The 25,528-nt window shown below is 66.9% G+C and carries 19 protein-coding genes; 9 read left to right on the top strand and 10 right to left on the bottom strand.

Annotated features, from left to right (window positions below; all coding sequences use genetic code 11):
* Positions 1-203: 203 nt before the first annotated feature.
* The 8 genes from ACZ5MJ_RS10525 (at position 204) to tssJ (ending at position 11,647) form a co-directional block, all read left to right on the top strand.
* Positions 204-1,103, top strand: coding sequence for a T6SS immunity protein Tli4 family protein (locus ACZ5MJ_RS10525; RefSeq protein ID WP_464219194.1), 900 nt, complete (start codon positions 204-206; stop codon positions 1,101-1,103).
* A gap of 269 nt (positions 1,104-1,372) precedes the next feature.
* Positions 1,373-2,686 (top strand): hypothetical protein, encoded by a 1,314-nt coding sequence (locus ACZ5MJ_RS10520; RefSeq protein WP_464219193.1) that lies wholly within the window; start codon positions 1,373-1,375, stop codon positions 2,684-2,686.
* Between the two features lie 27 nt (positions 2,687-2,713).
* On the top strand, positions 2,714-3,001 hold the full coding sequence (locus tag ACZ5MJ_RS10515; RefSeq protein WP_464219192.1) for a PAAR domain-containing protein: 288 nt from the start codon (positions 2,714-2,716) through the stop codon (positions 2,999-3,001).
* Positions 3,002-3,591: 590 nt separating this feature from the next.
* Positions 3,592-6,561, top strand: coding sequence for an ImcF-related family protein (locus ACZ5MJ_RS10510; protein WP_464219191.1), 2,970 nt, complete (start codon positions 3,592-3,594; stop codon positions 6,559-6,561).
* 19 nt (positions 6,562-6,580) lie between these two features.
* Positions 6,581-8,179 carry a type VI secretion system protein TssA gene (gene tssA / locus ACZ5MJ_RS10505; protein WP_464219189.1) on the top strand — a complete coding sequence of 533 codons (1,599 nt, stop codon included), beginning with the start codon at positions 6,581-6,583 and terminating at the stop codon, positions 8,177-8,179.
* Between the two features lie 21 nt (positions 8,180-8,200).
* Positions 8,201-10,024, top strand: coding sequence for a type VI secretion system baseplate subunit TssF (gene tssF, locus ACZ5MJ_RS10500; protein ID WP_464219187.1), 1,824 nt, complete (start codon positions 8,201-8,203; stop codon positions 10,022-10,024).
* A gap of 2 nt (positions 10,025-10,026) precedes the next feature.
* Positions 10,027-11,067, top strand: a complete 1,041-nt coding sequence (gene tssG / locus ACZ5MJ_RS10495; RefSeq protein WP_464219185.1) for a type VI secretion system baseplate subunit TssG — start codon at positions 10,027-10,029, stop codon at positions 11,065-11,067.
* Positions 11,068-11,116: 49 nt separating this feature from the next.
* Positions 11,117-11,647 (top strand): type VI secretion system lipoprotein TssJ, encoded by a 531-nt coding sequence (tssJ, locus tag ACZ5MJ_RS10490; RefSeq protein ID WP_464223698.1) that lies wholly within the window; start codon positions 11,117-11,119, stop codon positions 11,645-11,647.
* 4 nt (positions 11,648-11,651) lie between these two features.
* Here tssJ and ACZ5MJ_RS10485 read toward each other — a convergent pair whose 3' ends face one another.
* The 9 genes from ACZ5MJ_RS10485 to ACZ5MJ_RS10445 are packed head-to-tail and all read right to left on the bottom strand — an operon-like array spanning position 11,652 to position 22,270.
* Positions 11,652-12,806, bottom strand: a complete 1,155-nt coding sequence (locus tag ACZ5MJ_RS10485) for a CMD domain-containing protein (RefSeq protein ID WP_464219183.1) — start codon at positions 12,804-12,806, stop codon at positions 11,652-11,654.
* Between the two features lie 50 nt (positions 12,807-12,856).
* The gene (locus tag ACZ5MJ_RS10480) at positions 12,857-14,167 is read right to left on the bottom strand and encodes an acyl-CoA thioesterase/bile acid-CoA:amino acid N-acyltransferase family protein (protein ID WP_464219181.1); all 1,311 of its coding nucleotides are present in this window, start codon (positions 14,165-14,167) and stop codon (positions 12,857-12,859) included.
* An 11-nt stretch (positions 14,168-14,178) separates the two neighbouring features.
* On the bottom strand, positions 14,179-15,759 hold the full coding sequence (locus ACZ5MJ_RS10475; RefSeq protein ID WP_464219180.1) for an ABC transporter substrate-binding protein: 1,581 nt from the start codon (positions 15,757-15,759) through the stop codon (positions 14,179-14,181).
* Positions 15,760-15,811: 52 nt separating this feature from the next.
* The gene (locus ACZ5MJ_RS10470) at positions 15,812-16,876 is read right to left on the bottom strand and encodes an ABC transporter ATP-binding protein (RefSeq protein WP_464219179.1); all 1,065 of its coding nucleotides are present in this window, start codon (positions 16,874-16,876) and stop codon (positions 15,812-15,814) included.
* Positions 16,873-17,883 (bottom strand): ABC transporter ATP-binding protein, encoded by a 1,011-nt coding sequence (locus tag ACZ5MJ_RS10465; protein ID WP_464219177.1) that lies wholly within the window; start codon positions 17,881-17,883, stop codon positions 16,873-16,875. The genes ACZ5MJ_RS10470 and ACZ5MJ_RS10465 overlap by 4 nt, the downstream gene beginning before the upstream one ends.
* A complete protein-coding gene (locus ACZ5MJ_RS10460; RefSeq protein WP_464219175.1) occupies positions 17,880-18,818 on the bottom strand; it encodes an ABC transporter permease in 939 nt (312 codons plus the stop codon). Before ACZ5MJ_RS10460 ends, ACZ5MJ_RS10465 begins: the two co-directional genes overlap by 4 nt.
* Positions 18,815-19,822: an ABC transporter permease gene (locus ACZ5MJ_RS10455; protein ID WP_464219173.1), complete on the bottom strand. Its 1,008-nt coding sequence runs from the start codon at positions 19,820-19,822 to the stop codon at positions 18,815-18,817. Before ACZ5MJ_RS10455 ends, ACZ5MJ_RS10460 begins: the two co-directional genes overlap by 4 nt.
* Positions 19,819-21,267 (bottom strand): FAD-dependent oxidoreductase, encoded by a 1,449-nt coding sequence (locus tag ACZ5MJ_RS10450; RefSeq protein ID WP_464219172.1) that lies wholly within the window; start codon positions 21,265-21,267, stop codon positions 19,819-19,821. Before ACZ5MJ_RS10450 ends, ACZ5MJ_RS10455 begins: the two co-directional genes overlap by 4 nt.
* On the bottom strand, positions 21,260-22,270 hold the full coding sequence (locus ACZ5MJ_RS10445; RefSeq protein WP_464219170.1) for a LysR family transcriptional regulator: 1,011 nt from the start codon (positions 22,268-22,270) through the stop codon (positions 21,260-21,262). The genes ACZ5MJ_RS10450 and ACZ5MJ_RS10445 overlap by 8 nt, the downstream gene beginning before the upstream one ends.
* Before the next feature lie 214 nt (positions 22,271-22,484).
* Here ACZ5MJ_RS10445 and ACZ5MJ_RS10440 point away from each other — a divergent pair, with 214 nt between their 5' ends.
* Positions 22,485-23,966 (top strand): glycine betaine ABC transporter substrate-binding protein, encoded by a 1,482-nt coding sequence (locus tag ACZ5MJ_RS10440; protein WP_464219169.1) that lies wholly within the window; start codon positions 22,485-22,487, stop codon positions 23,964-23,966.
* Here the strand turns inward: ACZ5MJ_RS10440 and ACZ5MJ_RS10435 are convergent.
* Positions 23,963-25,381, bottom strand: coding sequence for an aminotransferase-like domain-containing protein (locus ACZ5MJ_RS10435; RefSeq protein ID WP_464219168.1), 1,419 nt, complete (start codon positions 25,379-25,381; stop codon positions 23,963-23,965). The genes ACZ5MJ_RS10440 and ACZ5MJ_RS10435 overlap by 4 nt on opposite strands.
* Positions 25,382-25,528: the final 147 nt, after the last annotated feature.

Here is a 25,528-nt window from a genome sequence, read left to right as displayed (position 1 = left end):
AGCTACTCCGGGGAAGCGCCTGGGAGGTCTGGAATTGCGATGAGTTTTTCGCATGGGCAGAAGAATCTTGGTCAGCATAATTCGGCTTTCGGTTACGACCACCAAGGAAGCTACGGCGATAAGGACGGCAGGTCGCTCTACGCGACTATGTTTGCAATCATCAAAATTGCACAAAGTGCTGATTGGCATAAGAGGGACTGACAATGAAGAAAGGATGGATAACTCGACCAATCGGCCGGCATCTGATTGATCTTCCCGAAGATGCGAGAACGGTCGAGGGGTATGCATACAACAGTTCCAAGATCGATTTGATGCCAGAGTTGCAGACGCAGGCGAGTCTCGATCAACTTGTCGCCCGGCAAGAGAAGATGCTACGTGCTGCAAAACATGAGGTGTTTGGCAGTATGTTTATCGAACGAGTCCAGCATGAGAACGGATCGGTTACGCTAGTTTCGTGGGAGGCGCCATCGCTGGACATCTTCTATCAATTCGACACCTACTTTCGTGCAGGCGAAAGGACGTTGAAATATATGGGAAAGGTGTCGAAGAGTCGTCGGCAGGCAGCGCTTTCGGTTCGTCAAGAACTGTCCCGAGAATGGCGCCAGATTCCTCCCGGGGAGACACCATCCGGCATTGGATATGTAGTCGATGACACGATTCTGGTAGACAAGGTGATGAACCTGGAAAGCTGGCGCATGGCTATTAAACTGGCTGGCAGGCCGGATGTGTCATTCACCGTAACAGCTTACACGCAGCGCACCGTCGAGCCCGGACTGCGGGCGCGAGCAGGCGGGGTGCTCGCGGCGCTGCTCGGTACAGTAGCAGGCGTCGGTCAATTGCGAAACCGTGAACGGCCGGTCGGTCCTATTCAAGCCGATGAAATCCTCATTGCAGGGACGCAGGATGGTAAGCGCACCTATGGTTTCAAGTGGGAAGCGCCAGGCAAGGCGGACTCATTGGCAGAGCCCAACCTGAATGTGTCGTTGCAAGTTGGGGAGAGTGCGTATTCCACGAACAAGGAATCGTTTTCCAGCGACGAAGAGGCGCTGGAACTATGGGATACGGTGGTTGATTCGCTGCGTCTGCGTCCGGGGGCCGTATGAAGGCACTATCTCGCCGCCGAATCCTTTGGACATTCGCTGCTGGCTCACTTGCATTCCCGGCTTCGGTTTTTCCTTCCATTTGCCGACGCGCTCCATCGGTGGGTGATGTTATGCACTACTTGTGTGAGGAGATCTTTCCGTCCGCTCACCAGCGGCGAGACGATTTGCTTAACAGGTCTGAGCGTCGGTATTCGCGGTAAGTGCCAAGGTACGTGCAGCGGGCGGATTGGAAACAGTTGTTATCTCGTCTGATTTGATGAAGGCAAAGCATGGCTGTTGATTTTTCGCTTCTACCCAAAGAAGTTGCGATTCCGGAAGATCCACCCTCGCGGCTATTCTGGGGAGTGACCTTCATTCTGATGGCCATCGGGTTCGGGGTGGCCGTTCTCTTGCTTTGGCCGGAGCACTTGCCGACGAATACCTGGCGCTTCTGGATAAGCCTCATCTTTTTTCCATCGGGTGTGGCTGGCTTGGCAGTACTTCGACGCTATGCGATTTATGAGGGTCACAGACTCGACGTGTTGATGCGCAATGAAGCCGTCCGTGACTATAACGCGGGCATCTTTGAGGTGGCAGCGCATCCTTTGGCCATAGTTTGCACGGCCTATCGATTTTCTGCTGACAGGACTGAGAATGCTACGCAGAGCATTCAGTCCGGCACGGTAAGACTGGAGTCCCAGAATCCGGTCTTTAGCGAGAGCGATCCCATCCAGGCGCGCTGGCTGCTCGTGCCTGGATTGGAGCTCAAATCCGGGGCAAGGAGAGACGACGAGGCGCGCCATATGAAGGTAGTGCATTGGGTATTTTTGGAACTACTCGAGGAACTGGCTGAGAGTCTTGCATCGCTGCCATCACCGACAGATCTCGGCGTACATGTCTGGGTGTCAGGTGGATCGCCTCGCAAGGACTATCTGGAGCTCTGGCGGAAGTGTTGGGCGGAACGCCGGCTTCGGCGAATGCATGTGATTGACGATGCGAATCCCGTGAACCTCGGTGCCGTTGACAGCTGGCTTGATCAACTTGCTGCCGGCCTTGAATGCGAGGCAAGGCTCTTCGTCACGATTCAACTGTACCCACTGCTGAGCGAAACGCCACCTGTCGGGGCTGCGGAAGCCGGTGTGGCTGTTCTGCTCATGCCAGGAGATCAAGCAACCCGGAACGAAGTGGCGTGCGAAGGCAATCTGCATCGCCCAGTTCATGGGGCACCGGACCAATTGGATGGCGCGATATGTCGCGCGTTGCAGTGGGGCGGGATCGCCGCATCGCAGGTTGGCGGCGGCTGGCAGACCGGACTTGCTTCAGCGCAGACTGGCGTCCTTCGTGCGACCGCCTTGAACCTGGAACTCAGTGTGAAGCCAACGGATCTGGATCAGAGCGTCGGGCATGCCGGCATCGCCGCGCCCTGGCTTGCTGTCGCCTGCGGGGCACAGTCATTGTCTGCCACTGCTCCCAATCAGATTCTCTTCTGTGGCCGGTTGGATAGCGTGGATGCCGCGATTGTCCGTCGGGTGGAAGACGGGATGGAGCTAGGCTCAAATCTCTTAGAGTCGCTGGCGCCATCGGCAGAGACTTATCTCATTTGAAGGGTCACAAACAAGGAGCACATCTTGGTGAGACGCTACGACATCACAAAAGGGGCTTTAACAACGGCCGGTGGCATTGTCATAGGTGGGGATGGTAATGATCTCGTGGAGGGGCAGGAGCAGGCCTATGAGAGTGACCCGGTTTGGTGCCCGATCTGCAAGACGGTCGGACGGATCGTCTGCGTGGGTCCACGCCTGTCGATGACCGGACCGGAGGGCCGTGAAGCGGCATTGAGCGACGACTTGTGTGTATGCCGCTGCATGCCTAGTCCGCTCCTGATTTCTTCACAGCATGCCTCGTATATGGATGTCTGAGAGGTATCGATGAGTATTGTTCGAGTGGACCTCTCAGTTGTCGGCCTGATACTTTGTACAAAGCGATGAAGAAACTGCAGCTAGACCTTGTCTCGATACTGATTGCTGCACTGCTTGCAATGTTGGCGATGTATTTCTGGGGGGAGTACGCAGGCATCAACACTCCCGAGGAGCGCAGTTGGTGGTTGTCGGTACTGGCAATTTTCGCATTGGTGCTGGCGGTGATTGCATCGCTTGACGGCTTTGGCCGCTGGATGGATGCCGTACGCGCGCTTGGAAAATGGCTGCATGTTCGTCAAACAGACACGGCGGGAACCACGCAGGGAAGCATTGCTGAAAACCAAAGCGCAGCGAGGTCTGCATCAGGTTCACTGAAGCAACTTCGCCGAGAGTTGCGGCTGGAACTGGGGTGGCGCTATCGTGAACGCAGGCCATGGTTGCTGCTGAGCGGGGATGACATGGCTATCACTGGGCTGCTGCCAGCGTTAGCCTCCCAAAGCTGGCTAGTCTCACCCGACGCGGTACTGCTTTTTGCTCGGACCGGCAAGGACGGCCACCCCGACACCGCCTGGCTAAAGCAACTCTACAAAATGCGCCGCCGCCGCCCGGTCGACGCAGTCGTCCTAACCATCAACGGCGACACCAGCTTGCCCGCGCAACGCCGGGGCACCCACGCCTACGGCGTGACGCTTGCGCGCATTACCGAGATTCTGCGCTGGTCCGCCCCGGTCTATGTGCTCGATGTCTCGAAAGCCGACACCGTAGCCAATGGCAATACCACTGTCATTGGCTGTGAACTGCAGCGGGACGCGGATGCAGCGGCAATCGACAAGGCACTGCAGGTCCTGCGCGACGAACTCGCCCAGCGTAGCGTGGCGCAACTGATCCGCAATGAGGCGGACCGCTATATGGGGATGCTTTCACAGCGGCTCGATACCAGTGCCAAGCCAATGGCCGAGTGGCTCGCGGGACTGACGAGCGGCCGGCACCGGCGATTTCCGGTTGCTGGTATCGTGTTCGCGCCATATCCGGCAGGTGTCGCCACGGATCCGGAGGCGCAGCCCGGCGCTGATCTGCCTCTCTGGTCATATCTTGGGGACGCCGCCCGCCGTGAGCCGGGCCGTCGCACCCGCAGGCACCCGATGACCGTGCTCTCGGCCATCGGACTGGCGTCGGTTGCCCTGTGGACCATCGGCATGGCCTTGTCCGGCCTGCTGAACAGCTGGGATGTGCACGCGGCCCGGCAGTCGGTGACTGACCTCAATGCCGCACCTGACGCGGCGGCCCGGCTGCGGGCGCTTCTGGCCCTGCAGCACCAGATCGAGCGCTACGAATACCGCACCGGGCACCATGCACCGCTGGCGACGCGCTTCGGCCTGAACCGGGACGAAGCGGTCCTGGACGCCTTGTGGAAGCCCTATGCCCAGGCCAGCCGGCAGCTGCTGGCGACGCCGGTGCAGCAGGACCTGGAGGCGTCGCTGGTCGATCTTGCGCAGATGCGGACCACCACGCTCGACGAGCAGACCAGCACATGGGCACTGAGCGGTCACCAGGGGCTGAAGGCTTACCTGATGCTGGCCCAGCCCGAGCGTGCGGAGGCGGCGTTCCTGACGCCGCAACTGGTGCAGCACTGGTCCACCGAAGCGCGGATAACGCCGGGTGAGCAACAGGATCTCGCTGAGCGCCTGCTTGGCTTCTATGCCCGGCACCTGAAGGCGAACCCGGGCTGGGCCATCGCACCGCAGTCAGAGCTGGTGGCGGGAGCGCGCCAGACGCTCCTTGCGGTCATCGGACAGCGCAATGCCGGGGACACGATTTACCAGGGCATCCTGAGTGCCTTTGGGGAGAGCCACAGCAAGTACCCGGACCAGAGCCTGGCGTCGCTCACGGCCGGCACCGATCCCCGTGGCCTGCTGCGCGCGGCGACGACCGTGCCGGGCGTTTTCAGCCGCCAGGCGTACGAAGGCTACGTCGCGCCCGCAATCGAGCAGGCTGCCAAACGTACGGAGGTTGCCAGCGACTGGGTATTGCAAGGCTCCGCCGTTACCCAGCATGCAGGGGCCCGTTCCACCGAGGCGCTGCAAGCCGAGCTGACCGCGCGGTACTTCGCCGACTATGCCGAGCACTGGCAGGATTTCATGAACAGCCTGCAATGGGAGCCGGCACGCACGCTGCCGGCGGCGATCGGGCAGTTGAAGCTGATGGCGGATGCGCGCCAGTCGCCGCTGATCGCGCTGATGAAGGCGCTCGAGTACCAGGGCGGCGCGGGGGCGCGCAGGGACAGCCTGTCCGATACGCTGGTGGCCAAGGCGCAGGATTTGCTGGGCAGGCAGGCTGCGGGGCCCGAATCCCGCAAGCAGGATGGGGCAGGGCCGCTAGGTGCGGCATTTGGCCCGGTGCTGCGGCTGGTCGGGGAAGGCCAGGCCGGACAGTCCGGCAACGATGCCCTGAGCCTGCAGCGCTTTCTCGACCGCGCAACGGCGTTGCGCCTGCGCCTGCAGCAGGTCACCAACAGCGCCGATGCCGATGCCCAGGCGCGCTTGATGGCGCAGGCGCTGTTCCAGAGCAAGGGGTCGGAGCTTGCCGATATCCAGGCCTATGCGCAACTGATCGCCGCCAGCCTGGGGAACCAATGGGCGGGCATGGGCGAGGCGTTGTTCGTACGGCCGATCGCCCAGGCGACGCAGACGGTGCTGCAACCGGCGCAAGCCAGCCTGAACGATGCCTGGCGGCAGGGCATCGTGGTGGCGTGGGGCAGGTCGTTCGCCGGCCGCTATCCGTTTGCGGATACTGCCAATGATGCGTCGCTGCCCGAGCTGGCGCGCTTCCTGCGCCCGCAGAGCGGGCTGATCGGCGCGTTCCTCGGCATGCAGCTGGCCGGCGTGCTGGAACTGCAGGGCGATCAATGGGTGCCCGCGGCCACGGGTGGCCAGGCGCTGTCGTTCGATCCGGGCTTCCTGAAGGCAATCAACACCCTGCAGCGCATTGCCGCGCACATGCTGGCGCAAGGCGAGCCGCAATATCGCTTCGAGGTGCGGCCAATCCCGACGCCGGGGCTGACCGACACGGTGCTGGTGCTGGATGGCCAGAAACTGCACTACTACAACCAGCGCGAGACCTGGCAGGCGATGCAATGGCCGGCCGCCAACCTGCAGGATCCGGGCACCCGGCTGCAATGGCAGACTGAGCAGGCGGGCACCAACAAGAACTATGAGTTCGGCGGGCGCTGGGGGCTGGTCCGGATGCTGGAGCGGGCGCAGGTCGAGCCGCTGGACAGTGCGACCTATCAACTGACCTGGCGCGGCGTGCCGGACACGCCCGAATCGAAGGCGAGTGCGGAAAGCAGTGCTGACAGTGATGCGGACAGCCTCACGGCACGGGCGGCGAAGCTTCCCGCGCCCGCGCAGATGTCCTATCCGATCCGCTACCAGGTACGTACCGAAGTCGGCCAGGGCCCGCTGGAGATGCTGGTGCTGCGTGGCTTCGTGCTGCCGACGCGCATCTTCACGGACGAGCGAATGCAGGCCGTAGCTGGTGTTGTGCCCGGTGGGCGCACATAGGGACAGTCAGAAGGAACCCATGCTTACCAATCTCCTCAACGCGCTCTTCGGCACGCGCGCGCCCGCGGACCTTGCCCGCTCCACCCAGGCCCGCTGGGAGCCATGGCTGCAGCCGATCCGGCCGGATGCTGTAGTCGGCAGCGATCCCGGCTATGACGATGACTTCCTCGCCATCAAGGACGAGGTGGCGAAGCTGTCGGACCTCAACGATACGCTGATCATCGAGCTGGCCGAAAAGCTGCTGAAGTCTGCCGCCAAGGACGTGCGCCTGGCGGTCTACTATGTCTACGCGCGCATGCGGCGCGATGGCGCGGAAGGGATCAGCGAGGGCTTCGAATTGCTGTCAGCGCTGATCGACCGGTTTGGCGCCGGGCTATTGCCGGCGCGAACGGAAAGCCGCAAGGCGGCGCTTGAATGGCTGGCCGGGGCCACGTTCACCAGCCGGCTCGACCGCATGCAGGGACTGGCCGGTGGGCCGCTGGAACGAACGCTGTCGGCGCTGGCGTTGATCCTTGAGCGCACCGCACAGTGGCCGGAGGCCGGGCGGCCGGCGCTCGATGGGCTCTTCCGGCGGTTTGAAGAGCGGGTAGAGGGCGCTGGCGAATCCTCATCCGTCGCCTCAGCCGCGGATGCCGCTGCCGATCTGTCGAAGGCTGTCCATTACCCGCTCGCTTCCGTCTTGCCCACCGGCGGCGAGGTCGCTTCCACGCGCGATCTGCTCGACCGTGCCCGGCAGATGGCGCTGTTCCTGCGCGAACAGCCACAGGGATACCTGGCCGCCTACCGCCTGATGCGATGCGTGCGCTGGGACACGCTCACCGAGGTGCCCCCGCACGAGACCAGCGGCAAGACGCGCTTGCCGGGGCCGCGCGCGGAATTGCGCGCACAACTCAAGCGCCTGATGCTGCAAAAGCAGTGGCCGGAGTTGCTCGATCGGGTGGAACAGGCTTTCGCTGAAGGGGCGAATCACTTCTGGCTGGACCTGCAGTACTACGCGTTTATCGGGCAGGAGCAGGCGGGCGGTGAGTACGAACCCGTGCGCGATCTGCTGGCGACCGAATGTGCATTGATGCTGGAACGCCTGCCGGGACTGGAGCAACTGGCTTTTGCCGATGGCACGCCGTTTGCCGATGACACCACGCTCGAATGGATCGCGCGCCATGCCACGGTACGGGACGTGGAGCGTGGCGAAATGATGGCGCCGGTGTCGGTGGCTTCCGCCAGCACCGATTGGGCCGAAACCGAGGCCCAGGCTGCCGATCTTGCCGCCCAGCAAAGCCTGGATGCCGCCTTCGCCTGGTTGCAGGGCTTGCCTGTGCCCGATGGCGGACGCGATCGCTTTATCCGGCAACTGGTGATGGCGCGCGTGGCGGAGCACGCCGGCCGCGCCGATACCGCCTCGCACCTGCTGGCTGCGCTGGACCTGTCCGCGCAGCGCTTTGAACTGGCCGCCTGGGAACCCTCGCTTGTGTTCGAGGCCAAGCAGCAACGGCTGCGGCTGCTCAGGGCACGCATGAGCCGCAAGGACGCTGACAAGGCCGCGTTGGCACAGCGCGTGGAGGCCCTGGTGGGTGACCTGACCGCAATCGACCCGGCACGTGCCGTGGCCCTTTCCTGAGTCGCGCGAGGCAACTGTCCCATGAACCATCCCACTCAAGACAACGAGATCCTGCGCTACTACGAGGCGGAAATGCGTTACCTGCGCGAGGCCGGCAAGGAGTTCGCCCAGGCGTTCCCCGACCGCGCGCGCATGCTCAATATCGACCGCATCGGTGAACGTGACCCGCATGTCGAGCGCTTGTTCGAAGGCTTCGCCTTCCTGATGGGCCGCTTGCGCCATAAGCTCGACGATGAATTGCCGGAGCTGACCGAGGGGCTGGTCAGCATGCTGTGGCCCCATTACCTGCGCATGATCCCGTCGCTGTCGATCCTGGAACTGTCGCCGACCCCCGGCGCGCTGCAGCGGCATGAAACCCTGCCGGCCGGGCTGGAGGTGATGTCAGACCCTGTCTCCATGGGCAGCCAGCCGGCAGGTGGGGGGGATACCGTCGAGTGCGTCTACCGGACCACGCAAGCGGTCGATCTGTATCCGCTGCGGCTGACGGAGGCACAAGCCTATGCGCGCGAGGACGGGCGCTCTGTGATCCGCCTGCGGCTTGAGTTGCGGCAGCAAGGACGCCGCGAGCAATGGCAGGTGCCGCGCCTGCGCCTGTATCTGCATGCCGACCGGCCGGTGGCGCTTGCGCTGTATGCCGCGCTGACCGCCGAGCCGCTGGCCATGCAGGTGCGGGTACCCGGTGCGCCGGCGGACCGGCCCGGCGCACCGCAGCCGATGCCGGGCCTGCGCCTTGAGCCCGCGGGCTTTGCGTCAGGGGAACGCCTGTGGCCCAAGGCGGACAACGCCTTCGGCGGCTACCAGCTGCTGCTGGAGTACTTCACGTTCCCAGAGAAGTTCATGTTCGTCGATCTGCTCGGGCTGGACATGGATGCCATCCCACCCGATGCGGAGCATGTCGACGTGGAGACGGTGCTGGCCAGGCCGTTCCCGGACGATATGCGTTTCTCGGCCGAGAACGTGCGGCTGTATTGCACGCCCATCATCAACCTGTTCGAGCTGGAGGCGGATCCGGTTTCGGTGACGCATCAGGAAACCGAGTATCGGGTGCGCGCGATGGAGCAGCATGGGCACCACGTCGAGGCCTATTCGGTCGACAGCGTACGCGGCTTCGAGGTGGCCAGCGGCGAGCGCTTTGAATACGCGCCGTTCGCTGCCTTCCGCCACCGCGGCGGCATGTTGCGCCATGAGATGCCGGAGCGCTACTTCCACACCCGCATGCGCCGTGGTCCCTCGGGCAGGTTCGACACCTGGGTGGTGCTTGGCGGGCATGCCTGGGAGCGGCAAGCGGAATTGCTCCAGGAGACACTGTCACTGTCGGTCACTGGCACCAACGGCATGCTGCCACGCAAGGGCTTGCGCGAGGCCGGCATCACGCGCATGCGCGGTGGCTTCACCAATATCGGCACGGTGCGCAACCTGACCGCGCCGACGCTGCCGGTATACCCGCCGACCAGCGACCGCTTCCACTGGCGCGTGCTGTCGCATCTTGCGCCCAACTATCTGTCGCTGCTCGATGCGGAAGTCCTGCGCGGCAGCCTGGCGCTTTATGACTGGACCGAGGGGGAGCTGAACCGGCGGCGCATCGACGGCATCTCGGACGTGCGGCATCGCCCGCTGCAGAAGCTGGTCAAGGGCGGCTTGCTGCGCGGGGTGGAGATTGAGGTGGTGCTGGACAGCACCCGCTTTGCGGGCGACGGCGACGTGGAGCTGTTCGGCGAGATGCTGAACCGGTTCCTGTCCCTGTACGCCACGGTGAACCTGTATACGCGGCTGGAGATTGTGTCGCAGCCCAGTGGCAAGCGGCTCGCATGGCCGGACAGCAAAGGCGAGGGGGCACCGTTTTGAGCATGGAATCCGCTGTAACGGCCGGCTCGGCCGGCGCCCTGCTGGAGGCGCTGCTGGCCGCGGCGCCGCAGATGAATCTCTTCCGGCTGTGCGAGCTGATCGAACTGTCGGCGCCGCGGCAGCCACCGCTTGGCACTACGGATTCGCCGGACAATGAGCCGGTGCGGTTCCGTTCGCATGGGCCGCTGGGTTTCCCCGCGCGCGAGGTCGCGGCGGTGGAGCGCGACAGCGATCATCCCGGGCGGCCGCCGGTGATACGCACGACCTTCCTCGGACTGTATGGCGTCGATGCGCGGATGCCGGCCTATTTCACCGATGAGATCGCACAGCGCCGTGACGGCGCCGAGCCGCTGGCGGCGTTCCTCGATTTGTTTCACCACCGGATTGTCACGCAGTTCTACCGGGTCGCGCGCAAGTACCGCTACCCGGTCGGATTCCGGTCGGGCGGCGATGATGATGTGTCGCGCTGCCTGCTGAGCCTGCTCGGGCTGGGGCTTGGCCGGGCGGACGGTCAGGCGCCGGTGGAAGGCGACGTCGGCGCGCGCAAGCTGCTGTCGATGCTGGGCCTGGCCAGCCAGCGCACACGCACAGCCGAAGGACTGGCGGGCGTGCTCCGGCATGCCGTGCCGGACGCGCACATCGCCGTGGAAGAGTTCCATCCCGTGTGGGTGCGCATCGATACGACGGAGCCCATGCCGCTGGGCGAGAACTGCGTGCTGGGCCGTGGCTTCTTTGACCGCGCCAACACCGTGCGTGTGGTGGTCACGCCGCGGACCAACGAGGGGGTACTGGGCCTGATGCCAGGCTGCGCGCTGCATCGCGAGGTGACGGCGCTGCTGCGCTTCTATCTTGGCTACGCGGCGCAAGCGTGCCTGGAGATGCAAGTCGACGCCGCACTGATGCCGGCGCCGGCGCTGAATTCAGACAAGGTGAGCCTTGGCTACACGACGCAACTGAGGCGAGGCGCCGGTTCGGACAGGATGACCCGTGTGCAACTCGGCACCTGGGCCGGGAACGGCCCGGCAGCGGCAATGTCGCACTGAGCCGCTAACGGGCAAGATCGATGCAAACCAGCAAGACAGGATTCAGATGATGAAACGGCAGATTTGGAATCAGGGCGCGGTGCTTGCCGCCATGCTTTTGCTCGCGGGGTGCGGGGTCGGGCAGGCGATCAAGGATGGCACGGTCCAGGCAGCGAAATGGGCTTTCACGACGCAGGTCAAGACCATGAACCTGGACCTTGCCAGCCGCACGTCGCTCAATCCCAGCGGCGCCGGACGATCGCTATCGACGGTTGTGCGCGTCTACCAGCTGAAGGCACCGCAGATGTTTGAGCAGCTCAGCTACGCGCAACTGCAGGCGAATGATCTTGAATCGCTCAAGCCCGACCTGCTCGCCAGCCGCGACGTGGTCTTGCGCCCCGACACGAGCGCAAGCCTGAGCGAGCCGATGCACGCCGACACGGAATATGTCGGCGTGGTGGCCTTGTTCCGCAACCCGGACAAGGATGCCGTCTGGAAGCTGGTCGTGCCGAAGAAGCAGTGGAAGAAGACCGATCCCGTCAAGATCGAGGTGCGGGACAGCGCGCTGCGGCTGGCGGGTGGCATTGCCGCAGGCGCCTGACGGCTTACTGCCCAGACTGCTCCGGAAACACCGGTTCACCCAGGTTCAACATCAACCGGTTCGCCCACGCAAAGATGGCGACCGAGTGGATCAGGTCCAGCATCTCCGCATCCGTCACGCCAGCGTCGCGCAGCGGCCTGAGCTGCCCGGCAGTGACCTGGGCGGGCTGCTCGGTCAGTTCGATCGAGAACTTTGCGATCGCCTGCTCGCGCGCGGTGGTGCCGGCCGTGTAGGGATCGTCGAACACTTGCTGAACCACCGCGTTGCGCTTGGCTAGCTGTTCAAAGCGTTGGGCATGGACCGACGCGCAGTAGACGCAGCCGTTGATGCGGGACACCACCGTGCTGGCCAGTTCGCGCTCGGCGCGCGGCATGCCGCCCGGGGCGTACATGATGGCGTTGAAGGCGGTGGAGCGCTGGCGCAGGATCTCGGGCTGGTGCACGAGGAACAGGTAGTAGTCCGATACCTTGGCCTTGGGGTGGCTTTCCTCCAGCACCGCTACCTGCTCGGGCGTGGCGCTGTCGACGGATACCACGTCCAGCCAGGCCTTCCAGTCCAGCACTTCGTTGGTGAAGCCACGCGCGCGGATCGGGTTCTGCAGCAGGGTGCCTGCCGTGGCGGGCGCGGCCGTGGTGGCCGGGGTGCCGGCGCCCAGTGCCTGCATTGCCTTGAGTCCGGCCACCAGGCGCACCTGGTAGGACAGGAAGGCGATCAGTTGCGCCAGCGTGACCACGTCGGGCGTGGCAAGGCCGGCGGCGGGCAGGGTCTTCAGCGCGGCCTGGTCGCCTTCCACCGGGCGCTCGCTCAGCGTGCGGGTGAAGGCCAGGATGGCGCGCAGGCGCGCGTCGGCGAGGGTATCGGGGTTGGCCTGCTCGACCAGGGCGACCAGCGCGGCGTCGGCCTCGATGGCCTGCAGGCGGGCACGGTAGTGGGCCACCAGGTCGGCGGCGCCGGCCAGGCGGGCAGCGTAGAGCGCGACCAGCAGGCGCTCGGCGAGGGTCAGGCCGGGCAGGGCAGGATCGAACAGCCCGTTGTAGCTGCCCTGGGTAGAGGCCACCACCTTGTCGCGTGCGTGACGCAGCGTGTGGATGGCGGAGCCGGCGGCCAGGCCGGAGACCTGATCTACCACGTCAGTGGCGGCAGCGTTTGCTTGGGTCATATAAGGACTCCCGGAGTATCGAAGGATTCGTTGTCGTGCTGGCGCAGCCGTCAGTTGCCGGCGGCTTGCTTGCGCGCGGCCACCGCCCGCGCCAGGAAGGCGCGGACCCCGTGCCAGGACGCCTCGTCGGCACCGGCGTTGGCCTCGGGGGTGCCGCCCGTGGTGCTGATGCGGCGCGATACCGGATGCGCGTAGACCGCTTGCGTGGTGGGCACGTAGGGGAACAGGATGGCGTGGCCGGCGTGCTCGAAGTCGAGGTGCTCGACCGGATACGGATGGCCGGTCTCGGCCAGCTTGTCCGCGACCATGCGCGAATACAGGCTGGACGGCCACGAGCCGTCGTCGGTGCCGGACAGCAGCATCACCGGCCCGCGGATGTGCTCCACCCGGATGCGGGCGCGCGCCACGGCCTCGGCATTTTTCAGTGCAGTCAGGATGGCGCGCTCGTGCCGGTGCGGGGCGGGGCCTTCGTCGAATGGTGCCCAGCTGGCGTCGGGGTTGTTCTCCCACACATGCGGCAGCGGCTTGCCCTGGTGCAGCCAGGCCGCGCCCTCGCGGCCGATGGCCGGGTCGGCGGCATTCTGGGCGCTGTGTACCACCGCGCCCGGCACGTAGCCGACCACCGCCGACACCAGATCGGGAAAGGTCGCACCCAGCAGCAGCACCAACTCTCCGCCGCGCGACTGGCCGGACAGCGCGACAAAGCCGTGCGCCGGGTGCAGCTCGCGATGCATCCATTGCAGGCCGCGCTCGAAGTATTCCAGTGGCGTGTTGGAGATATAGTCCGACAGGCCTGGCGCCTTGAAGTAGCCCAGCGCCAGCGCGGCATAGCCATGCGAGGCATAGAGCGCGGCGCGCGGTTCGTTGATGCCGCCGCCGGACCCGTTGAGCACCATCACCGCCGGGTGCGGGCCGGCGCCCGGCGGGCGGTACAGCGTGCCGACCAGCCCGCCCACGCGGATTTCCTCGCGCACCACGCCTGGCGCGGCAAGGCGCTGCACCAGCTCGCCGCCGGCCTCGCCGCCGGCGGCGGTGACGGTGATCTCGGTCACCAGCGGCCGGGTGGCGTCGACATGGAACAGTTCGCGGCTGTCCGATGCCACCGGCCGCTGCGCCCACAGCAGGCCCATGGGAGCCACGCCGTCATAGCTGCCGCGCACCGGCGCATCGCGCTCCAGGTCAACGCTGCCGTCGCCCGCGGCGATGAAATCGGCCTGGCTGGCCCAGGCGATGTCGCGGCCGCGCACGGTGCGCGTGCTGACGGCCACGGTCTCGCCGGGGCGCAAGCCGGTGATGGCGATGCGGCGCGGCACGTCGATCAGCGCATCGGCCGGGGTGATGGCAAGGGTTGGGGCGGTCATCGCGGCCATGCTCACTTGCCCGTCCGCGTCACCATCATGGCGGCGGTGCGGTCGCTGGTCATCGGCGTCACCTTCAGGCCCTTCTTTGCGGCCCAGATGTTCTGATAGTGGTAGAGCGGCAGCACGCCCACGTCGTCGGACACCAGCTTGACCGAGCGGCGCAGGATGGTTTCACGCTTCGCCACGTCGAACTCGGCGGTGGATTCCTCCAGCGCGCGGTCCACGGCCGGGTTGCTGTAGTGCCCCCAGTTGGAGGCGCCCAGGCCCTTCTTTGCGTCCACGCTGGCCAGCACGTTGACCAGCGCATAGCTGGCCTCGCCCGTGCCATTGCCCCAGGCCAGCATGCTGACCGCGTACTCGTTCTTGTTGGCGCGGCCGGAGTAGACCGACCAGGGCACCACTTCCACCTGGGTCTTCACGCCCACGCGGGTCCAGAACTGCGCCACGGCCTGCGCGGTTTCCGGGCCCTGCGGGTAGCGGTCGTTGGGGGCGTGGATGGTCAGCTTGAAGCCGTCGGCAAAGCCGGCCTCGGCCAGCAGCTTCTTCGCCAGCGCGGGGTCATAGGCGATGTCCTTGACCTCGGGGTTGTAGCCAAAGGTGCCCTTGGGCATCCACTGGTTGGCGACGGTGGCGGTGTTCTGCAGGATGCGGCCCACCACGGCCTCGCGGTTGATGGCCAGCGACAGCGCCCGGCGCACGCGCACGTCAAGCAGCGGGTTCTTGTCCAGCGGCTTGCCGGCGTTGTCGGTGATGTAGGGGTTGGGACCCGGCTTGAAGCTCGGTTGCAGCAGCATCACGCGCAGGCCGTTGTAGGGGAACACGCTGACGCTGGACGACTGCCTGAGCTTGGCGAGGTCGGACACCGAGACCTTGTCGATCACGTCGACATCGCCGGACAGCAGCGCTGCCGTGCGGGCCGGGCCGTTGTTGATGTAGCGGTAATTGACCTGTTGCCAGATCGGCTTGCCGCCCCAGTAGCTGTCATTGCGCGCCATGATCACACGGTCGCCCGGAGTGTAGGAGACGAACTTGTAGGGACCGGTGCCCACCACCGCGCGGCCCGCGTTGTAGTCGTCGGTACTGGCCTTGTCGCCGACGTGCTTGCTGACGATATGGACCGAGGCCAGGTTCAGCGGCAGGTCGGGGTTGGCGATATTGGTCTTGACCAGCAGCGTGTACGGGTCCTTGGCGCTGGCGGATTCGATGGTGCGCAGGTAGCCCGAGAACGAGGCCACGCTACCCGGCACGTTGCGTGCGCGCTGGTAGGAGAAGACCACGTCCTCGGCGGTGAAGGGCTTGCCGTCCTGCCACTTGACGTCGCGGCGCAGCTTGAACTCCCAGGTCTTGTCGTCCAGCGCCTTCCACGACAGCGCCAGCCCCGGCTGCAGCTTGTTGTCCTTGTTTTCGATCAGCAGGTCCCAGAAGTGCAGGTCCACCGAGCGGTCGCCGGCGTGGTTGTTCAGCTGGGGGTCCAGTGACGACAACGGGTCGGCAAAGCCGATCGTCAGCGACTGCGCTGCAGCCACCGTCGCGGCGGCGCAAAGCACGGCGGCCACGGTGGCGCGCAAGGAGAAGGACGGCGAGCGATTCATGGGGCGATTCCTCGGGGCGGTTTGTGGAACGAACGGGGCGATACGGTGAGTGTCAGCCTTCATTGAGATGGCAGGCGCTCAGGTGGTTGACGGCGATGCCGCGCAGCCTGGGCGGCTCCACCGCGCAGCGCGCCATGGCATGCGGGCAGCGCGGGTGGAAATGGCAGCCCGCCGGCGGCGCCAGCGGGCTTGGGATCTCGCCGCGGATGGCGGTAAAGGTCTTGTGGCGCGCATCCAGGCGCGGGATTTCGGCCAGCAGCGCCTGCGTGTACGGATGATTGGGGCGACGGAAGATCTCGGTGGTCGGCGCGCTTTCCACCACGCGGCCCAGGTACATGATCATCACGCGGTCAGAGATATGCTCGACCACGCCCAGGTCGTGGCTGATGAAGAGGTAGCTCAGGCCCAGTTGCTCGCGCAGGTCCATGAACAGGTTCAGCACCTGGGCCTGGATCGACACGTCCAGCGCGGCCACGGCCTCGTCGCACACCAGCAGCTCGGGCTGCACCGCCAGTGCGCGGGCAATGCCGATGCGCTGGCGCTGGCCGCCGCTGAACTGGTGGGGGTAGCGCTGGCGCAGCCTCGGGTCCAGTCCGGCGCGCTGCAGTTGCGCGCTGACGTAGTCGTCGAAGCCGGCTGCATCGACCAGCCCTTGCAGGCGCGCGCCCTCGCCGACGATGCGGTCCACGCGCAGCCGCGGGTTCAGGCTGGCGTAGGGGTCCTGGAACACCATCTGGATCTTCAGGCGCAGCGCCTGGCGCCCGGCGCGGTCGAGGCTGGCGGGGCTGCGGCCGTCGATGTGGATCTCGCCGGCGGACGGGTCGAGCAGGCCCGCGATCATGCGCCCCAGGGTGGACTTGCCGCAGCCCGATTCGCCCACCAGCCCGAGCACTTCGCCGTGCTTCAGGTCCAGGTCGACGCCGTCCACGGCGTGGGTGACGCGCGCGGGCTCGGAGCAGCCCAGGCGCTCCAGTGCCTGGCCGATGCGCCCTGGCTGGCGCTCGCCGAAGCGTTTGGCCAGCGCGCGGGCCGACACCAGCGGCGGCCTGCCATCTGCCGCTGCCGGCACAGTTTGCGCGTGGCCCGCCTGGGCGCGATCCAGTTGGCTGACGGTCATGCCGGCTCCATGCTGACGGCCGCCTGGCCGGGGTGGAAGCAACGCACCTGGCGCAGCGGCGCGGGGGTGGTGATTTCCGGCGCTGCGCCGCACACGGCGCTGGCACGCGGGCAGCGCGCGGCAAAGGCGCATCCGGGCGGCAGCGCGGCCAGGTCGGGCGTCATGCCGGGAATCTGCCGCAGCCGCTGGCCACGCTGGTTCAGGCTTGGCAGGCTGGCGATCAGGCCGGCGGTGTAGGGGTGCAGCGGGTGGTCGAGCACGTCGTCGACCGGGCCTTGCTCGACGATGCGGCCGGCGTACATCACCGCAACCTCGTCGGCCAGGCCCGCCACCACGGACAGGTCGTGCGTGATCCAGATCAGCGCAGTGCCGTGCTGGCGCGCCAGCGTCTGCACTTCCGAGAGGATCTGGGCCTGGATGGTGACGTCCAGCGCGGTGGTGGGCTCGTCGGCGATGATCAGGTCGGGCCGGTGCAGCATGGCGGTGGCGATGGCCACGCGCTGGCGCATGCCGCCGGAAAGCTGGTGCGGGTAGGCCAGCAGCCGTTCGTCCGGGCTTGGGATGCCCATCATGCCCAATGTGTCGCGGGCCAGTTCGCGCGCTTGCTTGTGGCTGGCCTTGCTGTGCGCGCGCACCGCCTCGATCATCTGCGCATCGATCCGCATCACCGGATTCAGCGTCATCATCGGGTCCTGGAAGATCATGGCGATGCGGTTGCCCTGCAACTGGCGCAACTCGGCCGGGCGCATGCGGGTCAGCTCACGGCCCTGGAACAGGATCTCGCCGCCGGCGATATGGCCCGGCGGATCCACCAGCCCCATGATCGAGAAGCCGGTGACCGACTTGCCCGAGCCGGATTCGCCCACCAGCCCCAGGATGCGGCCGCGCGGCACGGCGAACGAGACATCGTCCACCGCGCGCAGCACGCCGTTGCGGGTGTCGAAGTGGGTGCGCAGGTGGCGCACTTCCAGCGTGGGAAGATCGGATTGCGTGGCAGGCGCGCTCATTTCTGCAGCCTCGGGTTGAGGACGTCGCGCAGGCGGTCGCCCACCAGGTTGATGGCCACCACGGTCAGCAGCAGCGCAATGCCCGGGAAGAAGCTGATCCAGTATTCGTCGGACAGCATGAACTGGTAGCCATTGGCGATCAGCAGGCCGAGCGAAGGCTCGGTCACCGGCACGCCCAGGCCGAGAAAGGACAGCGTGGCCTCCAGCGTGATGGCGCGCGCCACCTGCAGCGAGCCGATCACGATCAGCGGCGGCATGCAGTTGGGCAGGATGTGCCCGACCACGATGCGCCAGTGCGCGATGCCCTGGCCGCGCGCGGCCTCGACATATTCGCGCCGGCTTTCCACCAGGGCCTGGGCGCGTGCCGTGCGGGCGTAGTAGGCCCACTCCAGGATCACCAGCGTCAGCACCACGTTGCCCACACCCTTGCCCAGGAAGGCCAGGATCATCATCGCCACCAGGATGGACGGGAAGGACAACAGCAGGTCCACGGTGCGCATGATCAGGCTGTCCACGCGCCCGCCGGCATACGCCGCAATCAGTCCCAGCAGCGTGCCGAGCACGCCGGCGATTGCAGCCGAGCCGACGCCGACCAGCAGGCTGATGCGCAGCCCGTAAATGATGCCGGACAGGATGTCGCGGCCCTGGCCGTCGGTGCCCAGCCAGTAGCTGTAGGTGCCGGCACCGTTGGCGGTGCCGGGCGCCAGGCGCGCGTCCAGCACATCCAGTTGCAGCAGGTCATAGGGGTTCTGCGGCGTGATCCATGGCGCCAGCAACGCGGTGAGCACCAGCAGCACCAGCACCACCAGCCCGAACATGGCGGTGCGCGAGGCGAGGAAATCAGCCGCCACGCGGCGCCACGGCGCCTCGCGCCGCAATGCCGGCGCCGCGAAATCCTCAGCCGGCGCGGCGCTTGTCTTGTCGCTGGCGTTCATGCCGCGCCCTCCAGCCGCACGCGCGGATCGAGCAGTTTGTAGAGCACGTCGACAATCAGGTTCAGCGTGACGAACAGGCATACCACGACCACCAGGTAGGAGACGATCACCGGCCGGTCGAGCGCGTTGATGCTGTCCAGGATCAGCTTGCCGGCGCCAGGCCAGGCAAAGATGTTCTCGGTCACCACGGCGAACGCGATGGTCGAGCCGAACTCCAGGCCCAGCACCGTCACCAGCGGGATCATGGTGTTGCGCAGCACGTGGCCGAGCACCACGCGCAGCGGCGACAGGCCCTTGGCGCGCGCGAACCTGACCCAGTCCTGCGGCAGCACCTCGCGCACGCCGGCGCGCGTCAGGCGCAGCACCAGCGAGACCTTGAACAAGGACAGGTTGATCGCCGGCAGGATCATGTGGCGCAGCCCGTCGGCGGTGAGCCAGGACCACGGCACGCCCAGCCATTCCGCGGTGGCGCCGCGCCCGCCCGAAGGCAGCCAGCCCAGCCGCACGCTGAACGCCATGATCAGCATCAGCCCGACCCAGAAGGTGGGCAGCGAGAAGCCGACGATGCTGCCGGTCATCAGCACCCGCGACAGCGGGTGCTCGGGATACAGCCCGGCGAACAGCCCGAGCGGCACGCCCACCAGCACGGCCAGCAGCAGGGCCGCCACCGCCAGCTCCAGCGTGGCCGGCAGCCGCTGCAGGATCAGCTCGATCGCCGGCACGTTGTAGACAAAGCTGTTGCCCAGGTTGCCGTGCAGCGCGCCGTTCAGGAAGCCGAGGTACTGGCGCCACAGCGGCTGGTCCAGCCCGAGCGCGGCGATGATGCGCGCGCGGTCGACCTGGTCCACGTCCTGGCCGATCAGGATGTCGACCGGATTGCCGATGGCATGCAGGCCGGCGAAGACGATCACAGTCATCACCAGCACCACCACGGCCGCCTGCAGCAGGCGGCGCAGCAGCCAGCGCCAGGGCCAGCGGGTGAGGGCGCTTCTCATCGCCCTCATGGCGCCGGCGTCCATTCGTCGCCGAACACTTCGGGCTCGGCGTAGGCTTCCAGGTTGGCGTAGTGGATTTCCACGTCTTCCTGGTACAGCAGCCCGGCGATGCCCTGGCCCAGCCGGCGCGCGCCGTCGCTGATGGCCGGGATGTCGCCCGACACCGTGCCGTGCGACAGCGCGGCCGGATAGCAGAAGCAGTGGATGCGCGACAGCCCGGGGCAGGCGCCGGGCGTCTTCTCGATGAACTCGAAGGCGGGGCCCAGGTCCGGCGAGTCGGCCAGTTCCTGGTCTTCCTGGCCGGGGCGCGGCGTGTAGCGGTCGCGCCAGTAGCGGATTTGCGGGGCGAAGGCAGCAAACTCTGGCCGGGTGTCCAGGGCGATGCGGAAGCCGGTGGAGAAGACCAGGAAGTCGAGCTCGAATACGCCCTTGGGCGTAAATACGCGCAAGCCTTCGCCATGCGGCTCGATCGCTTCGATCGAGCAGCCCAGGTGGAAGCGCGCATTGGCATGGCGCGAGACCCGCAGGGTGCTGCCGCGCGGCGGCGGCACTTGCTGCGCGTTGATGTAATGGCGGATGCGCCATTTCCATGCATCGGACAGCATGGGGTGGCCGTGGACCAGGCCGGGGCTGCCCGCGCCCTTGCCCTTGTTGACGCGCGGGATGTCGGCGCGGCGGATCAGCATTTCCACGCTGGCGGCGCCGGCTTCCAGCGCGGTCGCCGCGCTGTCCATGGCCGACGCGCCCGCGCCGACCACGCCCACGCGCTTGCCGCGCAGCGCGGCATAGTCCATCTCGTCGGACGAATGCGCCCACAGGTGGCGCGGCAGTTTGGCCGCCACCGGCGGCAGGTAGGCGCCGCCCAGGCCGTCGCGGCCGGTGGCCAGCACCACGCGGCGCGCCAGCACGGTCTGCGGGCCGTCCGGGGTCTGCATCGACAGCGCTACCAGTCCGTCCGGGCGCGGCACGATGGCATCGACCCGGTGTTCATTGCGGATATCCAGCGCCAGCATCTGGCGGTACCAGCGCAGGTAGTCCATCCATTGCAGCCGCGGGATCTTGTCCAGCGCCTCCCAGGCGGCATCGCCGAACTGGGCCTCGAACCAGGCGCGGAAGGTCAGCGCCGGCAGCCCCAGCGCGGGGCCGGTCAGTTGTTTGGGCGAACGCAGCGTTTCCATGCGCGCGGTGGTGGCCCACGGGCCTTCGAAGCCGGCCGGGGAACGGTCGAAGGTGCGCACGCGGATGCCGAGATGCGTCAGGGTGGCGCTGGCTGCCAGCCCGGCCATGCCGCCGCCGATGACAGCGACGTCCAGGACTTCCTGGTCGTCCAGGGTGCGCGGGACGGTCCAGGCCTTGGCGGGCAGTTCCAGCCAGGACAGGTCCTGGCGCAGGCGTGCCTCAAGCGCGGCGAGGCCGGCGGCAGGGGTAGGGGCGGAGGCGGATAGGTCAGTCATGGCTTGGAAGTCCGGCATCTTGTGAGAGCGTGTCAGCGTCGCCGCTGGCATCGCCATAGAGCGACTGCAGCAGCGCGCCGTGTTCGGCGGGCTCGCGCCGCACCAGGTCGGGCAATAGTCCGGCGGCGGCGTCGGCCACGGCCTGCACCAGCCCCAGCACCGCAGTGCTGGCGGGGCGGGCTTGCGGCGTGATCACGCCGAAGAAAAAAGGAATATCGGCATCGATGGGCCGCACGGCGATATCGGTCAGCGGCAGCCCGCGCGCGGTCACGGGTTCCAGCACGGCGATGCCCAGCCCCGCACGCACCAGCGTGAGCGCGCTGATCGAGGTATTGGTGTCGATCACGGCGGCCGCCGGCACACCGGCGCCGGCCAGCGCCCGGTCGACGCGGCGGCGCAGCCGGTACGGGTTCTGCATGGTGACGAGGCGGCGCCCGCGGCAGTCCTGCAGGGCGATGGCAGGCTGCGCCGCCAATGGGTCGTCGGCACGCACCGCCGCCACGCAGGCGGACTGGCCGATCCAGTGCACGGTCACGCCGCGGTGTTCCAGCGGCAGGCTGTTCAGGCCGATATCGGCGGCGCCGGTCAGGACTGCGTGCACCACCTGTTCCGGCGACAGGTTCTGCACGGAGACCCGCTCCGGTGCGCACAGCCCGCGTTCGAAAGCCAGCGCCAGTGCCGGCGGCAGCAGGCCTGCCGCCAACGCCGGGGTCGCGGCGATGCGCAGGGGCCGGCCATCGCCGCGCGCCAGGGCCGCGGCGCGCGTGCGGATCTGCTGCATGCCGGCCAGCGTCTGCTCGACTTCGTCATAGAGCAGGAAGCCTTGCTCGGTCGGGCTGACGCGCGGGCCGCTGCGGGTGAACAGGGCAAAGCCCAGCTCGGCCTCCAGCTCCTGGATCAGCCGCGTGATGGCCGGCTGCGAGCGGCCGAGCAGGCGCCCGGCAGCGGTGACGCTGCCCGTGGTGACCACCGCGGCGAAGGCTTCCAATTGCCGGATTTCCATGGGGGGCGCACTTGGAAAGAATGTGTAATCCGCATTCTGATGCCTTCATCATGCAAATGACAAATACTATTTCTGGATAAGGACATGTGCCAGCTATGATGTAGCGATGCCGGGCGCACACCGGCCCACCATCGGGACAGACGTTTTGGCTTGGATCCGTGGCAGTCGGGAGATAGGGCGAACAGGGCGCCGGCTGTGGCATGCCTTGGCGTGGGTGCTGACTGCTGCACTCGCGGGTGCCGTGCCGGCACGCGCGGCGGATCCATTGCGCGTGGGTTCCAAGCGCTTCACCGAGTCGTACATCCTTGGCGAGCTGCTGACCCAGGCCGCGGGGCCGCCCGGGGCCGCACAGCACCAGCCAGGGCTGGGCAATACCGCGATCGTCTTCGAGGCGCTGAAGGCCGGCAGCATCGATCTTTATCCGGACTACACCGGCACGCTCGCCACCGAGATCCTCAAGCTGCCCCCCGGAGCCGGGCTCGATGCCATCCAGCGGGCGCTGGCACCGATGGGGCTGGGGGCGGCGATTCCGCTTGGCTTCGAGAACACCTATGCGCTGGCCGTGTCCGATGCCCGCGCCGGCGACCTGCGCCGGCTGAGCGATCTTGCAGCGCAGCCGCAACTCAGGCTCGGCCTGTCGCATGAGTTCCTGGGGCGCGCCGACGGCTGGCCGGGGCTGGCCAGCCGCTACGGGCTGCCGCAACGCCCGGTCGGGCTGGACCACGGCGTTGCCTACGAGGCCCTGGCGGCCGGGCAGGTCGATGCCATCGACATCTATTCCACCGACGCCAAGATCCGCAAATACAAGCTGCGCGTGCTGGAGGACGACCGGCACTACTTCCCGCGTTACGACGCGGTGGTGGTCTACCGCCTTGATGTTCCGCAGCGCTTCCCGCAGGCATGGCAGGCATTGGAGCGCCTGGCCGGGCGCGTCAGCGCCGACGACATGATCGCCATGAATGCGGCGGCGGAGATTGACGGCCAGTCATTCGACGCGATTGCGCGCGCCTTCCTCGCCGGTACGGCGGGGCAAAAGACCACGCCTGACAGTGCCAGACCGCGCAGCCGGCTGGCCGCCGCGCTGTTCGGGCCCGACACCACGCGCCTGGCGCAACGCCATGTCGGCCTGGTAGCGGGCGCGGTCGGCGCGGCGACGCTGGTGGGCGTGCCGCTCGGGATGCTGGCGGCGCGGCGGCGCCGCACCGGTCAGGTCGTGCTGGGCGTGGTCAGTGTGCTGCAGACGGTGCCCTCGCTGGCCCTGCTGGCGATGCTGATCCCGCTGCTGGGCCGCATCGGCGTGTGGCCGGCGATGGTGGCGCTGTTTCTGTATGCCTTGCTGCCGATCGTGCGCAACACGGCCACCGGCCTGGAACAGGTGCCGCAGGGCATGCGCGACGCGGCGCGGGCGCTCGGGCTGCGCGGCGGACAGGTCGTGCGCTACGTGGAACTGCCGCTGGCCTTGCCGGTGCTGCTGGCAGGCGTCAAGACCGCGGCCATCATCAGCGTCGGCACCGCGACGATCGCGGCCTTTGTCGGGGCGGGGGGCTTTGGCGAGCGCATTGCCACCGGGCTGGCGCTCAACGATACCGCGCTGCTGCTGGCCGGCGCGATCCCGGCGGCCATGCTGGCACTGGTGGTGCAGGCCGTGTTCGAGGCGCTGGAGCTGGCGCTGCGCCGCCATCGCGACGCGCGCTAGCCACCTTGCTGCTGCGCGATGAGCCGGCCGAGGGTCGCGACCGCGGCCTCGGCCTCATCGCTCCATAAGTGCCCGTAGTTCAGCCGGATGCAGTTGCGGTATCCCTGCCGCGCCGAGAAGATCGGTCCCGGCGCAATGCCGATACCTGCTTCCAGGGCGGCATGGTGCAATGCCAGCGCATCGAAGCCGGGTGCAAACTCGACCCACAGGAAGTAGCCGCCGTCCGGGCGCGACACGCGCACATCCTCCGGGAAGTGCTGGCCGATGGCATCGATCATGCGTCCCTGCTGCATCTCCAGCACATGGCGCAGGCGGCGCAGGTGCTTGTCATAGCCGCCATGCTGCAGGTATTCGGCCAGCGCCACCTGCGTGGGCACGCCGGCCGACAGCGTGGTCATCAGCTTGAGCCGCTGGATGGCTTCGCCAAAGCGGCCCGGCGCCACCCAGCCGATGCGGAAGCCCGGCGCCAGCGTCTTCGAGAACGAGCTGCAATGCATCACCAGCCCCTGCGTGTCGAAGGCCTTGGCCGGCAGCGGGCAGCGGTTGCCGAAGTAGAGCTCGCCATAGACATCGTCCTCGATCAGCGGCACCTGGTGGCGCGCCAGCAAGGCCACCAGCGCCTTCTTCTTGTCCTCGGACATGCTGGCGCCAAGCGGATTCTGGAACTGCGTCATGAACCAGCACGCCTTGACCGGGTGGCGCGACAGCGCGGCGTCGAGCGCGCCCAGGTCGATGCCTTCGGCGGGGTCGACCGGGATCTCCACGGCCTTGAGCCGCAGCCGCTCCAGCGCCTGCAGCGAGGCATAGAAGCCGGGCGATTCGATCGCGACCACATCGCCCGGCTGCGTCACCGCCATCAGGCACAGGTTCAGCGCCTCGAGCGCGCCGTTGGTGACGACCAGGTCCTCGGCCGGCTGCGGCGCGCCCGCGCCCAGGTAGCGCAGCGCGATCTGGCGGCGCAGCGCGGTATTGCCCGGTGGCAGGTCGTTGACCGAGTACCACGGGTCGAGCGCACGGCCGGCGCGGGCCAGCGACTTGCCCAGCCGCTCCCACGGGAACAGCTCGGGCGAGGGAAAGGCCGAACCGAACTGCACCAGCTCGCGGTCGCGCGCGCCTTCCAGCACGGCGAAGACCAGCTTGGAAATGTCGACCTGCGTCGACACCTGGCGCGACGGCCGCGCCTGCGGCTGGGGCAGCTCGCGCCGCGCCGCGCCCGCCACGTAGTAGCCGGAGCGCTCGCGCGCCCGCACCAGCCCGCGCTCTTCCAGCCGGTAATAGGCCTGGAAGGCGGTGGAGGGGCTCACGCCATACTGGGCCACGGTCTTGCGGATCGACGGCAGGCGCGTGCCCGGGGGCAGGCTGCCGTTGCGGATATCGGCGGCCAGGGTCTCGGCGAGGGCTTCGTACCGTTTCATCGGTGGGCGGTAGGGGCGGCAGGGATGAAGGGATTATCGCCCGCCGGCGTCAAACTGATACGTAAATTTTCCTGTTATCTGATGCTGTTATGGCTGGCGCGTACGGTCCATAATCGGCTCTCGTACGCATAGGCGTTATGCAAGGAG

This window comes from Cupriavidus sp. LA-1, from assembly GCF_055385985.1.
This window is presented reverse-complemented; position numbering and strand designations above follow the sequence as displayed.

Coding starts and splice junctions, on each gene's coding strand:
- ACZ5MJ_RS10525 (WP_464219194.1), top strand. CDS start 204: ATGAAGAAAGGATGGATAACTCGACCAATCGGCCGGCATCTGATTGAT.
- ACZ5MJ_RS10520 (WP_464219193.1), top strand. CDS start 1,373: ATGGCTGTTGATTTTTCGCTTCTACCCAAAGAAGTTGCGATTCCGGAA.
- ACZ5MJ_RS10510 (WP_464219191.1), top strand. CDS start 3,592: ATGCGCCGCCGCCGCCCGGTCGACGCAGTCGTCCTAACCATCAACGGC.
- tssA (WP_464219189.1), top strand. CDS start 6,581: ATGCTTACCAATCTCCTCAACGCGCTCTTCGGCACGCGCGCGCCCGCG.
- tssF (WP_464219187.1), top strand. CDS start 8,201: ATGAACCATCCCACTCAAGACAACGAGATCCTGCGCTACTACGAGGCG.
- tssG (WP_464219185.1), top strand. CDS start 10,027: ATGGAATCCGCTGTAACGGCCGGCTCGGCCGGCGCCCTGCTGGAGGCG.
- tssJ (WP_464223698.1), top strand. CDS start 11,117: ATGAAACGGCAGATTTGGAATCAGGGCGCGGTGCTTGCCGCCATGCTT.
- ACZ5MJ_RS10485 (WP_464219183.1), bottom strand. CDS start 12,806: ATGACCCAAGCAAACGCTGCCGCCACTGACGTGGTAGATCAGGTCTCC.
- ACZ5MJ_RS10480 (WP_464219181.1), bottom strand. CDS start 14,167: ATGACCGCCCCAACCCTTGCCATCACCCCGGCCGATGCGCTGATCGAC.
- ACZ5MJ_RS10475 (WP_464219180.1), bottom strand. CDS start 15,759: ATGAATCGCTCGCCGTCCTTCTCCTTGCGCGCCACCGTGGCCGCCGTG.
- ACZ5MJ_RS10470 (WP_464219179.1), bottom strand. CDS start 16,876: ATGACCGTCAGCCAACTGGATCGCGCCCAGGCGGGCCACGCGCAAACT.
- ACZ5MJ_RS10465 (WP_464219177.1), bottom strand. CDS start 17,883: ATGAGCGCGCCTGCCACGCAATCCGATCTTCCCACGCTGGAAGTGCGC.
- ACZ5MJ_RS10460 (WP_464219175.1), bottom strand. CDS start 18,818: ATGAACGCCAGCGACAAGACAAGCGCCGCGCCGGCTGAGGATTTCGCG.
- ACZ5MJ_RS10455 (WP_464219173.1), bottom strand. CDS start 19,822: ATGAGGGCGATGAGAAGCGCCCTCACCCGCTGGCCCTGGCGCTGGCTG.
- ACZ5MJ_RS10450 (WP_464219172.1), bottom strand. CDS start 21,267: ATGACTGACCTATCCGCCTCCGCCCCTACCCCTGCCGCCGGCCTCGCC.
- ACZ5MJ_RS10445 (WP_464219170.1), bottom strand. CDS start 22,270: ATGGAAATCCGGCAATTGGAAGCCTTCGCCGCGGTGGTCACCACGGGC.
- ACZ5MJ_RS10435 (WP_464219168.1), bottom strand. CDS start 25,381: ATGAAACGGTACGAAGCCCTCGCCGAGACCCTGGCCGCCGATATCCGC.